A 13,847-nucleotide genomic window follows, 5' to 3' on the forward strand; every position below is an offset into this window, starting at 1 on the left:
CAAACTCGTCACTTGAACGCAATTGAAGAGACTGGGTCTGTTAAAATGCCAAATAACCTGGCATGATGGCAACCATCAAAACGGAGAGATGCCAGAGCGGCTGAATGGACCGGTCTCGAAAACCGGAGTAGGGGTAACTCTACCGGGGGTTCAAATCCCCCTCTCTCCGCCACTTTTCAACGAGTTATATCCCCTCAGTTCTCCAGTAAATTTCCCTTTTCTGAAACGTCCGTAGAATATTTTCGTAACCGCCGACCGTCACTTCATTCTGTCCGCAATTGTGACATTGAACACAGGAATATCGCGTTTCCGGTTTATTACCTGGATCGATTCAACGTCGCTTCCCCGCGTTCCTTCTACCTAGCGCAAAGCACATCAGCGGCAGCGGCAGGGTCACAATCAGCAGCATCCACAGCAGCGTATACACCGCATCCACGCCGTCGTTTTGCAGATTGGTATAGAGTTTGACCGGGATCCCTTGAGGAAAATAGGCGAAAATCATCACAATGCCAAATTCACCGACGGCCCGCACCCAGGCAAGAGTAACGGCAGAAGCGAGGCCGGGGAAGGCGATGGGGAGCGTGAGGTAGCGAAAGCGATTCCAGCCCGAAGCGCCGAGAGTCTGGCCGGCTTCGAGAATATCTTTGGGCACGGTAACGAACGCTGAGCGGGCGACCACAATGAAGTAGGGTAGCGAACCGTATATCTGCGCCAGCACAAAGGCTGCCGGATTGTTGACCAGCGTCACGCCAAGTTTTGAGATCCACGTGCCGACTAACCCATAGGGCCCCAGCGCCGAGACCAGCAGGATACCCATTGCCAGCGGTGGCGTGAGCAAGGGGATCATCACCAGCAATTCACCCAGTAAACGGCGGCGTCCACTTGCCTGCGAAAGCCACCAGGCGACGGGGAGCCCAATCGCGACCGTGATGCATAGCGCTACGCCTCCGAGCCCCATCGAGACGGCGATGGCATCCCCGTCTCGCCATGCCAGCTGCAAATGGTGCCACGGCGAAACGCTAACCAGAGTAATAAAAGGAATGCTCAGCAGGAGAATAGCGGGCAAAGAGAGCCAGCCCGCTATTTTGCCAGGGCGGTTTAGCGGGCGTATAACGCGTCCCCTTTTGGTTCCGCGTAACCGTACTGTTTAAACAGCGCCTGACCCTGTGCGCTTTGCATAAATTTGACGAATTTTTCGCCTTGTTCCACGCCATTAGGCGCATTTTTCAGTACCGCGGCGTAGAACACCATCGGCTGGGTATGCAGAACCTGGTCTTTGCCCTGGGCGTCTTTAATGGTGAAGCTGACGGTGTCATACCACTGTTTTGCCATGGCCGGGTTGCTCAGGTTAATCTCATCCGGCAGCGCTACGTACGGCAGGTGCGCAGAGCGGATTTCGCTCTCATAGCCTGCGGCAGCGTCCACCTGACCGCTTTCAAGACGGGAGATCAGGCCGCCTTCCTGGTGGGTTTGCTGTGGATTTTGCAGGCTGTCGAGGATTTTCATCGCGATGCCCGGCTGCTGGTAATATTTCTCCGCCAGCATCAGCGTAAAGACGATGTTCTGACCTTTCGGATCAACGTACGGGTCGGTGCGCCCGAAGCTGATATCTTTTTGTGCCAGCAGATTAAGCCATGAGCCATCGTGTTTCTGATTGGCGGCGGCAAACTGGGCGCCATATTTTCCTTTCGGATTGTACGCTACCACCATGCTGGTGCTGGCAACGGGCACGGCTTTATCAATCAGCCCGGCATCTTTGAGGATCTGCATTGGACCTGGGTTGATGGAAACAAACACATCGGCCTCAATCTTGTGGCTGGCTAACAGACGAGCCATACCGTATGCCCCCTGACCTTGCCCTTGATAGTCACCGTTATCGGCTTTACTGAACGCAGGACCGAGCCCTTGATCCATGACTTTGCCCATTGAACCGGCGTAGGTGACGCGGATATCTTTTGCGAACACCGCTGGGGTGCATACCATCAGCGCCAGAATCCCGTACTTCATTTTTCCTGAAACCATCGACTTGTCTCGTTATGTAGTTTTTTACATAGCGATTTTTCATGAAAAAGACGGCGCTGGCAACGACGATACAACGGTCGTTGAGCTTAAATTGAAAAAATACTCACTATGGAGTAAATCCTGTGTCTAACTAATTCTAAATATTAATATTTTATGATGATGTTAAATGATTGAACGGCATGATATTGAGGCTTTAATATCTAAAAATGGTGATAAATATGACAGCGGTACTTACTTTACTGAATTATTCGGAAATGACGAATATTAAAAATAATATTTTTTTGTAGTGGATGAAATGAAATTCGTCAAATTAAAAAGCACTTTTAATTAATTGATTAAAAAGGACTAATTCTAATCATAAAAACCATTTTTAATCTGGGCTTTTCCCTTGCGCAATGGTGATTCCTGGTTATGTTTTTATAGGGCGAGGAAATATATCGTATCTCAACCAATTACCTTCTGGGGTTATATCAAATACTGAAAAATCGAGGGTCATAATGAAAATAAAGCTTATTGTCAGAAGCCTGGCGCTGGCAGGTTTTATGTCGACAATTATCCTCCCGGCCTATGCCGACGTGACGCCAAAAGAGGCGACGGACACCACGCAAAAAGCTAACGATGCACTCTTAACTCAACTGCCTTTCTCCGACAATACCGACTTCACCAACGCCCACAAAGGCTTTATCGCCGCGCTGCCAACCGACGTAATTAAAGGCGAGCAGGGCAACGTTATCTGGAACCCTCAACAGTACGCTTTTATTAAAGAGGGTGAAAAAGCCCCGGCTACCGTTAACCCGAGCCTGTGGCGTCAGTCGCAGCTGATTAATATCAGCGGGCTGTTTGAAGTGACCGATGGCGTCTACCAGATTCGCAATCTCGATCTTTCCAATATGACTATTATCGAAGGGAAAGAGGGGATCACGGTTGTTGACCCGCTGGTTTCGGCGGAAACCGCCAAAGTGGGGATGGACCTGTACTACAAAAACCGTGGCAAAAAGCCGGTGGTCGCGGTGATTTATACCCACAGCCACGTTGACCACTACGGCGGCGTGCGCGGAGTGATAGACGAAGCCGACGTAAAAGCCGGTAAAGTTAAAGTGTACGCGCCGTCCGGCTTTATGGAAGCGGCGGTAGCGGAAAATATTATGGCCGGTAACGTGATGAGCCGCCGCGCCAGCTACATGTACGGCAACCTGTTAAAACCGGATGCGAAAGGGCAGGTTGGCGCAGGCTTGGGGACCACCACCTCTGCGGGAACCGTGACCTTAATTGCCCCGACCAACATCATCGACAAGGACGGGCAGAAAGAGACGATCGATGGCCTGACCTATGACTTTATGCTGGCTCCTGGCTCAGAAGCGCCGTCTGAAATGCTGTGGTTTATCGAAGAGAAAAAGCTCATTGAATCGGCAGAGGACGTGACGCATACGCTGCACAACACCTACTCGCTGCGCGGCGCGAAGATTCGTGAACCGTTGCCATGGTCGAAGTACATCAACGAAGCGATCGTCCGCTGGGGTGACAAAGCTGAAGTGATTATGGCGCAGCACCATTGGCCGACCTGGGGCAATGAAAACGTGGTGAACCTGCTGAAGAGCCAGCGTGACCTCTATCGTTACATCAACGACCAGACGCTGCGCATGGCAAACGAAGGGCTGACCCGCGATGAAATCGCCGCTAACTTCAAGCTGCCGGACAGCCTGGCGAATACCTGGGCCAACCGCGGTTACTATGGATCGGTTAGCCACGACGTGAAGGCGACCTACGTGCTGTACCTCGGCTGGTTCGACGGCAACCCGGCGACCCTCGACGAGCTGCCGCCTGAAGAAGCGGCGAAGAAATTTGTCGACTATATGGGCGGCGCTGAGGCGATTCTGAAAAAAGCCAAAGAGGATTACGACCAGGGCAACTACCGCTGGGTGGCGCAGGTGGTCAGCAAAGTGGTCTTTGCCGATCCGCAAAACCAGGAGGCGCGTAATCTGGAAGCCGATGCGCTGGAGCAACTGGGCTATCAGGCCGAGTCAGGCCCGTGGCGTAACTTTTACCTGACCGGCGCGCAGGAGCTGCGTAACGGCGTGGTGAAAGGGCCAACGCCGAACACCGCCAGCCCGGATACGGTACGTGCGATGACGCCGGAGATGTTCTTTGACTATCTGGCCGTGCATATCAACGGTGAGAAGGCAGGGAAAGCGAAGTCGGTGTTTAACATCGACCTGGGCAACGATGGCGGCAAATATAAGCTGGAGCTGGAAAACGGTGTGCTGAACCATACCGCCAACGCGGAAGCGAAAGATGCCGATGCGACGCTGACCCTAGATAGGGCAACCCTGAACAAAATCATCCTGAAAGAGGAAACGCTTAAACAGGCTGAAGATAAGGGCGAAGTGAAGATCAGCGGCAACGGAGCAAAACTCGACGAAATGCTGGGCTATATGGACAAGTTTGATTTCTGGTTCAATATCGTCACGCCATAATCCTGTAGGCCGGATGGCGCTAAGCTACTCCGGCCTACCTTCATGGCAAGCTTTTATTGGTTTTAATTTAAACAACGTTGCGCTTTTGGCGCATCTGCCGATGTGCGTAAATGCAACGTTGTGTCATTTTTACAGGTAGGACTATGCAGAATTTACCGCCGATTCGCCCGGAGCAGAGCATTCAACGATTGACGGCGCTGCTGCAGCCGATAGCTGAAAAAATGAAGGTGGTTCCCCGTAAACGGATGACCTGGACGCACAAAAACCAGCCGCAGCTTTTTCTCTTTCTGGAAGGTGAACTCTCCATCTTACGGGCATCAGACGGCCTGCTGATTGTCACCGTCTATGACCCCCATCTGTTCGGTATTGCCGAGATGATCCAGCCGGTGCGCGGCCATTTGCTGCGGGCAGAGTCGGAATCGACCATTCTACGCGTGAATGCACAAACGGCGATGCAGATGTTCCGTGAAGAGGGCGTATGGGAAGATGTGGCTTCGGTGTTGTCGTATCATACCGCCTATCTTTTTTATCGTGACGCGCTGGTGGTTCAGCAACGCACCTACTCGGTCATTCGTAATCATCTGCAGGAGATGATTTTACTGCCTGAAGAGACGCGTATGAAAATATCGATCCTTGATTATATTCAGGAGCGCACGCATCTGTCGCGCAGTAGCGTATTAAATGTATTATCGGCGCTTAAAAATGGTAATTATATTGAGTTTAAACGTGGCGGTTATTTAATGTCGGTTAGTAGTTTGCCCGAGCGATTTTAGTTTAATGAAGAAAGCTCACTCATCAATGATGAGTGAGTTTTTTTTATCCTTTTTCCAGCGGCTGCAATGAACTGCCCACGTGGTTAAGGCCGTCGAGATTCTGCGCTTTCAGATAATAGCGATTGATAAGCTGCAGCTGGTCGAGCTTGGACAGCGCCGCGTAGACCTGATGCGCCTCGCTATGAACGTCAAAAATATCACGGCTGCTAACATTTTGTAGATACTCTGTTTTTAGCGCTGCCGTGACGTTTTCTATGATGCGCTCATTGTTCTGATATTGTGCAGTGAGCGCGGCGGGTTCCGCAGGGTGCAGGCTCTGTGCGACCACCGGAACTTGCAGGGCATCAATTTTGCTCAACGTTTGCGGTTTATCAGCGCTACAGGCGGTTAATGTGGCGGCCAGAAGAATAGCCGTCGCTTTATACATGACATTTCCTGTTCTAACGAATAATGCTGCCTATTATCTTTTTATGCCGCGCGCTGGCGATAATCAATTTATTTATTTTTAAACAAGCTGGGGCTTGTGTATAAGTTTAAATTTAAATGGCTCTTATTTTTTTCACGTAAGTCGACGATGTTAATCTTGCCTCATCGTTATTCAATCGAAAACGCTCCCGCCGCGGATTATATCAATAAGCCACTTCCTTTGTGCGGCGCAATGTTATGAATAGAGGCTTTATGAAACTGAATAAATTAGCGGGCTATATGGCCATCGCTGGCGTGTGCTCGAGCGCTGTCATTTCCCTGCCGGCAATCGCCCAGGAACCTGGTAAAGCGGCAACGGCACAGACCAAAGAGGCGAATGATGCTCTGTATACGCAACTGCCTTTCGCGGATAAAACCGATTTCGCTAATGCGCACATTATCCTTAAGGAAGAGACGCTGAAGCAGGCGGAAAACCAGGGCGATGTCCGTATCTCCGGTAACCACGCCAAAGTGGTTGATTTGTTGAGCTATATGGATAAGTTCGAGTTCTGGTTCAATATTGTGACGCCATAATCGTCTGCCTTCCCGGCGGCGCTACGCTTGGCCGGGGTACAGGATAAGTAGCCCGGTCAAGGCGTTCACGCTGACTCCGGGATCAGGCACCGGAACTACGTCGCACCACTAATTCCACCGGCAGCATCACGTTCGCCTCCATTCGCTCACTGAGCAGAATGTCCAGCGCTTCCCGCGCTAACTGCTGTTTATCCACCGCCAGCGTGGTTAGCGGTGGCTGTGACCAGGCCGCCGGCTCGATATCATCAAACCCCACTATCGCGACATCTTCTGGCACCCGTAGGCCGCGCTCGGCGCACACCTGCAGTACCAGCAGCGCGGTGGCATCGTTGTAGGCAAAAAGGGCATCCGGCGGTTCGGCAAGGCTGAACAGCTCGTTTATCGCCCGTAGCAGCGACTGCTCGGTATCCAGTTGCGGCAGGGCAATGGCTTCGTACTCCGGCGGCATCAACAGCTTCGCGTCGTACAGCGCCTGACGATAGCCTTTTTCACGCTGACGAATGCTGTAATGGCCTAGCGTGCTGGCTAAAAATGCGATACGCGTGCGCCCTTGCTCCAGCAAATGTCGGGTGGCGAGATAGCCGCCCAGTAGGTTATCCGGGTTGACGCAGGGCAGACCGGGCGACCAGAGATCGACCAGTACTAACGGCAGCTTGAGTTGTTCGAGCACCGCCAGCAGTTCCGGCTCGAAGAACCCCGCGCAGATTAATGCATCCGGCTGGTGGAGCATCACCTGATCGGCGACGGCATCGCCAGGGCCAACGGATAAAAAGCTTAGCGCAATGCTCTGTTCACGGCATGCGGACTCCAGCCCCAAAAACAGCGGTGAGTAAAACGGCAGCGCGCGGCTGATATTGTGCTGACGGTGCAGTAAAAACAGCACCCGTTTGATCTTCTCGCTGCGCAGGCGGCCAAAGTCGTAGCCCTGCTGCTCCGCCACTGCAATAATGCGCTGCCGCGTCTCTTCCCGCAGGCCTGGCTGGCCCTTTAACGCGCGGGAGACTGCACCCGGCGACACGCCGCAGGCGGCGGCGATATCTCTGATTCTGACGGCTTTCACCTGTTCACATCCTGTCTTTATGCTTTACGTTGGGCACCGAGCCAGGCCGCGCCGCGAACGCCGCTGCTGTCGCCGTGGCGCGCCTGTAGAATTGAGGTGCAGCACTGTTTGCCGAAGACATACTGCGCAATACGCGCCTGCAGCCCGTCGTAGAGTTGTGGGATATTCGATACGCCTCCACCGATGACAATCGCATCCGGGTCGAGGGTGTTGACGACGCCTGCCAGCGCCCGCGCAACCTGATCCTGATAGCGTTCCCATAGCGCAGCAACCTGCTCATCACCGCCGTTCAGCCGCGCAACGATCTGTGGGACTTTATCATGTTTACTAAACGATTTGGCATATTGACGCTCCAGGCCACTGCCGGAGATAAAACTCTCGATACAGTTGCTTTGGCCGCAGTAGCACTGTGCTGACTCGCCGTCTTTTACGGGATGATAGTGGGGCAGGACGTTGTGACCCCACTCACCGGCACAGGCGTTCGGCCCCGTGATCAAACGGTTATCCACGCACAGCCCGCCGCCGCAGCCGGTGCCGAGGATCACGCCAAACACCACGCCGTAGCCTTTCCCCGCGCCGTCTATGGCTTCTGACAAGGTGAAGCAGTTAGCGTCGTTGGTCACCGCAACGGGCATACTGAAATGTTGTTCGAGTTGCTGTACAAAGGGTTGTTGGTTCAATACCAGAATATTGGAATTCTTGATAAGCCCGTCGGTGGCAGAGGCGCCGGGTATGCCAAGCCCGATGGAGAGTGAGTGCGTGGTTGCCGCTCTGGCGGCGTCAATTGCCGCGATAACCGAATGGAAAAAAGCCTCGTAGCTCTGCTTTTGCGTACTGTAGCGCTGGCGGTAAAGCGTTTCGCCCTGGTCATCCAGCACCACCGCCTCAATTTTGGTCCCGCCTATATCCAGCCCTAATCTCATTGCCGTCTTCCTGATAGTCAGTAGGTTAATGGCAACGCAGTTTAGGTATTTTGTTTACTATACAAAATAGACGGACGGTAATTTTGTGATGGTGTCCGGAAAAATTCACCGTGACGGAGGCTGGCGGCTTCTCACCCGCAATAGCAAGAAGCCGCACGGCAGAGTGGCTTAGAAACGATAGCCGACGCCGATGTTGAAACCGTTGATCTGGTATTTGTCTTCGATATCGGCGGTGGTGCCTTCATAGCCGACGTTTACCGTCAGGTTTTCGATCGGATTGATGATAACTCCTGCGCCGTAGGCAAAGGAGGTGGAATGGCGAGACTCGCTCTCACGATAAATTTCGTTGTTGCTCGACTCCAGCCATTTTACATCGATGTCGGCTTTGGTTCGTGCCGCGCCGCCCAATGCATAAAGGGAGACGTATTCGTTGATGCGGTAGGCCGGGCCGACCATCAGTGAATAATATTTAACGTCAATATTGGTATTAACCGAGTCAGAATCAACATAATAATTACGGTCTTCGCTGCCGCTCATATAGGTAAATGAACCGACAACGCTGAACGGAGAATCAAATTCGTAGCGATATTGCAGGTTAACGCCGCGAATATTATTGAAGTCCTTAACATCGGCCTGAGCATAGCCAATAGAAACGCTTTGGCTATCCGCAATAGCCATTCCACTTGCCAGGCTCCCCATAACCAAAACTGCCAGAGATAGTTTTTTCACTTATTAAAATCCTTTAAAATTATTGTGTTGCGTATATCAGTGAGTTTTAAAAGCGAAGGGAGTATATCGGTAATAATATTATTGATGAACTACCTGAATTTATGGGCAATAGCTGGAGTATTGTTTTTAGTATAAGGTTTGAGGGCTAGGAATAATCTGAGAATATAGCAGGATAGAGGCTGGCTCTGGAATACCAGAGCCAGCAGTTTAATTAGAAATGATAGCTCATCCCAGCTTGAACGCTGGCATCGTTATCGACATCACCGGTGCCGAAATAGACGCCAGTATTGAGAGAGAAATCGTTTCCAATAGTGGTATTAATACCCGCACCGAAAATCCCCATTTTGGCGTTATGACCGTCGGTGTTGTGATAATCAGCCGCTTTGATATTGGTGTTATCGCTAAATTCGGTCTGATAGCGTGCATCCAGCCATGGATAGAGCGCGACATTTTTGTTGAGGTCTGCCAGTTTGGTGGTGATACGCATCCCAAATCCGGTATTCCACTCGGAAACCTGACTGTCGCCAAAGGTGATATCCTGGTCGGAGAAACCGTTTTCCTGTGCTTTATCCCAGCCTACAGTTGCATAAGGTTGTAACACCGTATCGCCTGGTAACAGTACGTTCACGCCGGTACGCGCCTGGGTGGTATACAGTGAACCATCGGACGAACCATTCAACGCTTGGGTCATGCCGGTGGTCGCATTGCTGACGTTATTGGCGGATGTGGAATAGCGCATATCGCCATAGCTGAAGCTGCCGTCAACGAACATTCCCCACAAGTTATTGTGCAGTGATTGCTGCCATCCGCCATACAGGCTGTAATAGTTGCCGTAGACGCTATCATTGAAGTTGTTGCTGCCGCCGGTATTGCTGCGGTCGCGGCTGCGGGTCCATCCCAATGCAATACCACCGGTCAGGCTGTCGCCGTTGGTCAGATGTGAAGTCCAGTCGACGCCACCCTGAACGCCCTGAGTGATATCTTTGTAATCGACATCGTCGCTGTAGTCGCCGTTCTGGTAGAGGAAATCTCCCCAGACCTGTGCGCCGTCTACGCCGTGGCCGAATAGGTTTTGCAGATGAACCTGGTTGAGACGGTCTGCCAGATCGTCGGTAATCATGCGGCCAGCCTGTTTCGCGGCATCCAGACCCGCAATCATACCCTGAACGTCGCTCGCCAGTTCACGGCGGGAGCTGCTGAAGTACAGGTTATAGGTGTTAGAGGCCTGGCTGCTATCGGTCAAGCCATCGGCAGCGCTGGTTACCTGCTGCTCTGAGAGGGTGTCTTCGTAGTTGTAAGCTCCGCTACGGCTCTCAACCTGTTGAGCGCCGTTAGAGAAGGTGGCGGAGACGGCGTCTGACGGGTTCTCAGATGTCGTATCAAAGCTTGCGATCTCAACGTTTTGTTGGTTTGACGCGTCGACAGGGGCACTGGTTACGACCAATGAATCTCCTGCGTTGGCGCTTACATCGCCGAGCGAAGCCTGGCTATCAGCAGACATGTTGATTTGGACACCATCACCGGTAGTTGTTGCTACAAGCGTTGAATCATCATCGATGTTCCAGGTTGAGCCATCTTCGATAGTATCTGTGTTGATATCATTATTGCCGGCGGTATTGATAGTGCTGAAATTAGTGATATCGCCATTGATTGAGCTACTGTTATCCAGGGTCAGTGTATTCGCGCCATCACCGCCGTCAACACTGCCCGTGACCTTTGCATCGTTAACAAGCGTGACTGAATCATCGCCAGCACCGGTGCTGATGCTGCCGTTGACCGTGCTATTATCGAGGACAATTTCGCTATTCGCATTCCCTTTCAGAGTAATATCACCATTAATGGTAGAGCCATCGGTGATATTGATGTTTGTGGTACCCGCTGTTTGCGTGTTTTCATTTAACAGAGCAATATCGCCTGTCACATTGCTGTTACTAATATTCAGATTAAGCGTATTTGTGCTGTAAGCTGCGATACCTACATCGTCAAAACCTCTGCCATCACCGGTTTCGGCTTTATCATTATAAAGTGGCAGCATCTCTGCGACTTCACTACCCTGTGCGTCGAGTGTTGAATTGCTCAAGGAAATGGTTGTTTCAGATTTTGCGCTACCCGCATAAATACCCGCGTGGTTAATGGCACTCCCGCTTACTGCGATATTTTGCTCACCTTTACCTGCGCTAATGATACTGCCGTTTAGCGTACTACCATTCATAACATTAATGTTATGAGAGCCTGCATCCTGCGGATCAACATAAATTGCTGCACCGTGCATGTAATCTTTGTCACCAGCTTCCGGTGTGCCATCCTGGCCATTATCGTAGGCAACGCTGCTGTTTTCTCCGTTTAACGTTGAGTTATCAACGGTAATGGTGGTATCGGTGGTTGCACCCTTTGCGCCGACTTCGACCATATCTGCAGTTGAGTTATTTTCTAAGGTAATATTGGCAATGCCCCCATTACTACCCTCAATATAATAACCACTCATATCCGAGTTATTGATCACTAATGATTGGGTATCATTATCTCCGCGCTGACCATCCATAAATACATCTGCGTGAGGCACAGATTCATTGGCGATAACGGCATTTGTGACACCTGCATCCTGGTAGTAGTTATGGTCCGTATAGGTTGTTAAACCACAGGTCTGAGAAATGTCGTTACCCGCACAATTGTCAGCAAGGGCAGAGCCTGAGAAAGACGCGAGTGAGATAAAAATACATTGAGATAGTAGTGTTAGTTTAGTTTTATGGCCCATTTTTGGTCTCTTTAATAATGCATGTGAACAAACGCATTGATAATAGCCCTATTAAGAAAAATCTCATTCCATGAAATGTAATGGTGTTTATTTTTATTTTTTTGAATTTCATCTCGGTAATTTATTAATAAATCTAAAATGGCTTTATTTTTTATTTGTATTGTGAATGGTTGCGGCGATGAAATGATCTTTTCCAGGTGGTTTTATGAATATTTATAAAATGCACTTATGTTTTAACATTTCATTAGCATTGTCCGTTAGGTCAGATATGAAACTTGATGGTAAGTTTTCACATATTTTGCAATGTCAGGAAGTTAAGATATTCAACTTTAAGGAAAAGAGGGTATTGGATGTTATGACGGGGAATAAGAACTTAAGGTAAAAAAAAAGCCCCCAGAAAGGGGGCTTTCGTACCTGCTCACTTAACGTTGAGGGCACCCTGTGCACTGCTTGTTCTGAATCTGCTGGAAGAAGTCATTGCCTTTATCGTCCACCAGAATAAAGGCCGGGAAGTTTTCCACCTCGATTTTCCAGATAGCCTCCATCCCCAGTTCAGGGTAGGCCACGCATTCCAGGCTCTTGATGCTGCTCTGCGCCAGAACGGCTGCCGGGCCACCGATGCTGCCAAGATAGAACCCGCCGTGTTGATGGCAGGCGTCGGTCACCTGCTGGCTGCGGTTGCCTTTTGCCAGCATCACCATACTTGCGCCGTGAGACTGCAGCAGGTCAACGTAAGAGTCCATACGCCCCGCGGTGGTTGGGCCTAAAGAACCTGAGGCGTAACCTTCAGGCGTTTTGGCTGGGCCCGCGTAGTAGATCGGGTGATCTTTTACGTACTGCGGCAGTGCCTCACCGTTATCCAGCAACTCTTTCAGTTTGGCATGGGCGATGTCGCGGGCAACGATAATGGTACCGTTCAGCGACAGGCGGGTGGAGACCGGGTGGGCGGAAAGCTGGGCCAGGATGTCACTCATCGGTTGATTGAGGTTAATGCTGACCGCGTCGCCTTCACCCTGTTCGCGCAGCGCTTCGGGAATGTACCGCGCCGGGTTATGTTCCAGCTTCTCAATCCAGATACCGTCGCGGTTGATTTTGGCTTTAATGTTACGGTCAGCGGAGCAGGAGACGCCCATGCCGATCGGGCAGGACGCACCGTGACGCGGCAGACGGATCACGCGGATATCGTGGGCGAAGTATTTGCCGCCAAACTGCGCACCCAGGCCCAGATTCTGCGCCTCGATCATCAGCTCTTTTTCCAGATTCACGTCGCGGAACGCCTGACCGTGCTCGTTGCCTTCGGTTGGCAAACCATCGTAATAGCGGGTAGAAGCCAGTTTTACCGTTTTCAGCGTCACTTCCGCCGAGGTGCCGCCAATCACAAAGGCGATATGGTACGGCGGGCAGGCTGCGGTGCCGAGGGTGCGCATTTTTTCCACCAGATAGTTTTTCAACTTCGCCGGTGTGATCAGCGCTTTGGTTTCCTGGTAGAGATAAGTTTTGTTGGCTGAGCCGCCGCCTTTGGCGATGCACAGGAACTTGTATTCATCGCCGTCGACGCTGTAGAGGTCAATCTGCGCCGGCAGGTTGGTACCGGTGTTCACCTCTTTGTACATATCCAGCGCCGCGTTTTGCGAGTAGCGCAGGTTGTCGGAAATGTAGGTGTTGTACACGCCTTGAGACAACGCCGCTTCATCGCCGCCGCCGGTCCAGACGCGTTGGCCTTTTTTCCCCATGATGATCGCCGTGCCGGTATCCTGACAGGTTGGCAGCACGCCTTTGGCGGCAATTTCAGAGTTACGCAGGAACTGCAGGGCAACGTATTTATCGTTTTCGCTGGCTTGTGGGTCACTCAGAATGGCAGCAACCTGCTTCTGGTGGGAAGGGCGCAGCATAAAGGCGGCGTCGTGGAAGGCCTGCTGGGCAAGCAGCGTTAGAGCTTCGGGTTCCACTTTTAGCACGTCCTGGCCGTCAAACTGGGCTACGGAGACGTGCTCGCGGCTAAGCAGGTAGTATTCGGTATCGTCGTGAGACAGCGGGAAGGGGTTCTGGTAGAAAAACGGTTTGTTCGACATAGCTCTTCACTCCATAAAAATAAAACCGCCGGAGGTTGCC

Annotated in this window: 11 protein-coding genes and 1 tRNA gene; 4 read left to right on the forward strand and 8 right to left on the reverse strand. The window is 51.5% G+C overall.

The window, feature by feature from the left end:
• Positions 1-82: 82 nt before the first annotated feature.
• A tRNA-Ser gene (locus ACLGE8_RS13410) sits at positions 83-172 on the forward strand.
• A 159-nt stretch (positions 173-331) separates the two neighbouring features.
• Here the strand turns inward: ACLGE8_RS13410 and ACLGE8_RS13415 are convergent.
• Together ACLGE8_RS13415 and ACLGE8_RS13420 are read right to left on the reverse strand one after the other, a co-directional pair.
• Positions 332-1,084 (reverse strand): molybdate ABC transporter permease subunit, encoded by a 753-nt coding sequence (locus tag ACLGE8_RS13415; protein WP_410999325.1) that lies wholly within the window; start codon positions 1,082-1,084, stop codon positions 332-334.
• Positions 1,085-1,098: 14 nt separating this feature from the next.
• Entirely contained in the window at positions 1,099-2,007 is a 909-nt protein-coding gene (locus tag ACLGE8_RS13420) for an extracellular solute-binding protein (RefSeq protein WP_410999141.1), read from the reverse strand.
• A gap of 512 nt (positions 2,008-2,519) precedes the next feature.
• Between ACLGE8_RS13420 and ACLGE8_RS13425 the strand changes: the two genes are divergently transcribed.
• Together ACLGE8_RS13425 and ACLGE8_RS13430 are read left to right on the forward strand one after the other, a co-directional pair.
• Complete coding sequence (locus ACLGE8_RS13425; protein WP_410999143.1) at positions 2,520-4,496, forward strand: alkyl/aryl-sulfatase; 1,977 nt, start codon at positions 2,520-2,522, stop codon at positions 4,494-4,496.
• Between the two features lie 143 nt (positions 4,497-4,639).
• Positions 4,640-5,269: a helix-turn-helix domain-containing protein gene (locus ACLGE8_RS13430; RefSeq protein WP_410999145.1), complete on the forward strand. Its 630-nt coding sequence runs from the start codon at positions 4,640-4,642 to the stop codon at positions 5,267-5,269.
• Between the two features lie 43 nt (positions 5,270-5,312).
• Here ACLGE8_RS13430 and ACLGE8_RS13435 read toward each other — a convergent pair whose 3' ends face one another.
• On the reverse strand, positions 5,313-5,696 hold the full coding sequence (locus tag ACLGE8_RS13435) for a hypothetical protein (protein WP_410999147.1): 384 nt from the start codon (positions 5,694-5,696) through the stop codon (positions 5,313-5,315).
• Between the two features lie 251 nt (positions 5,697-5,947).
• Here ACLGE8_RS13435 and ACLGE8_RS13440 point away from each other — a divergent pair, with 251 nt between their 5' ends.
• Positions 5,948-6,268 carry an alkyl sulfatase C-terminal domain-containing protein gene (locus ACLGE8_RS13440; protein WP_410999149.1) on the forward strand — a complete coding sequence of 107 codons (321 nt, stop codon included), beginning with the start codon at positions 5,948-5,950 and terminating at the stop codon, positions 6,266-6,268.
• Between the two features lie 82 nt (positions 6,269-6,350).
• Here the strand turns inward: ACLGE8_RS13440 and ACLGE8_RS13445 are convergent, their stop codons facing one another.
• The 5 genes from ACLGE8_RS13445 to fumA form a co-directional block, all read right to left on the reverse strand.
• Positions 6,351-7,328 (reverse strand): LacI family DNA-binding transcriptional regulator, encoded by a 978-nt coding sequence (locus ACLGE8_RS13445; protein WP_410999151.1) that lies wholly within the window; start codon positions 7,326-7,328, stop codon positions 6,351-6,353.
• A 17-nt stretch (positions 7,329-7,345) separates the two neighbouring features.
• Positions 7,346-8,251, reverse strand: coding sequence for an ROK family protein (locus ACLGE8_RS13450; protein ID WP_410999153.1), 906 nt, complete (start codon positions 8,249-8,251; stop codon positions 7,346-7,348).
• A 168-nt stretch (positions 8,252-8,419) separates the two neighbouring features.
• Positions 8,420-8,980 (reverse strand): Ail/Lom family outer membrane beta-barrel protein, encoded by a 561-nt coding sequence (locus tag ACLGE8_RS13455; RefSeq protein ID WP_410999155.1) that lies wholly within the window; start codon positions 8,978-8,980, stop codon positions 8,420-8,422.
• 211 nt (positions 8,981-9,191) lie between these two features.
• Positions 9,192-11,735, reverse strand: a complete 2,544-nt coding sequence (locus ACLGE8_RS13460) for an autotransporter domain-containing protein (protein WP_410999157.1) — start codon at positions 11,733-11,735, stop codon at positions 9,192-9,194.
• Positions 11,736-12,157: 422 nt separating this feature from the next.
• Positions 12,158-13,807, reverse strand: coding sequence for a class I fumarate hydratase FumA (fumA, locus tag ACLGE8_RS13465; protein WP_410999159.1), 1,650 nt, complete (start codon positions 13,805-13,807; stop codon positions 12,158-12,160).
• Positions 13,808-13,847 lie beyond the last annotated feature (40 nt).

The organism is Kluyvera sp. 142486 (assembly GCF_046569695.1).
Lineage (GTDB): Bacteria > Pseudomonadota > Gammaproteobacteria > Enterobacterales > Enterobacteriaceae > Kluyvera.

Excerpts from the sequence above, each read along its gene's own strand:
- ACLGE8_RS13420 (WP_410999141.1), bottom strand. The coding sequence starts at position 2,007 with ATGAAGTACGGGATTCTGGCGCTGATGGTATGCACCCCAGCGGTGTTC.
- ACLGE8_RS13425 (WP_410999143.1), top strand. The coding sequence starts at position 2,520 with ATGAAAATAAAGCTTATTGTCAGAAGCCTGGCGCTGGCAGGTTTTATG.
- ACLGE8_RS13430 (WP_410999145.1), top strand. The coding sequence starts at position 4,640 with ATGCAGAATTTACCGCCGATTCGCCCGGAGCAGAGCATTCAACGATTG.
- ACLGE8_RS13435 (WP_410999147.1), bottom strand. The coding sequence starts at position 5,696 with ATGTATAAAGCGACGGCTATTCTTCTGGCCGCCACATTAACCGCCTGT.
- ACLGE8_RS13440 (WP_410999149.1), top strand. The coding sequence starts at position 5,948 with ATGAAACTGAATAAATTAGCGGGCTATATGGCCATCGCTGGCGTGTGC.
- ACLGE8_RS13450 (WP_410999153.1), bottom strand. The coding sequence starts at position 8,251 with ATGAGATTAGGGCTGGATATAGGCGGGACCAAAATTGAGGCGGTGGTG.
- ACLGE8_RS13460 (WP_410999157.1), bottom strand. The coding sequence starts at position 11,735 with ATGGGCCATAAAACTAAACTAACACTACTATCTCAATGTATTTTTATC.
- fumA (WP_410999159.1), bottom strand. The coding sequence starts at position 13,807 with ATGTCGAACAAACCGTTTTTCTACCAGAACCCCTTCCCGCTGTCTCAC.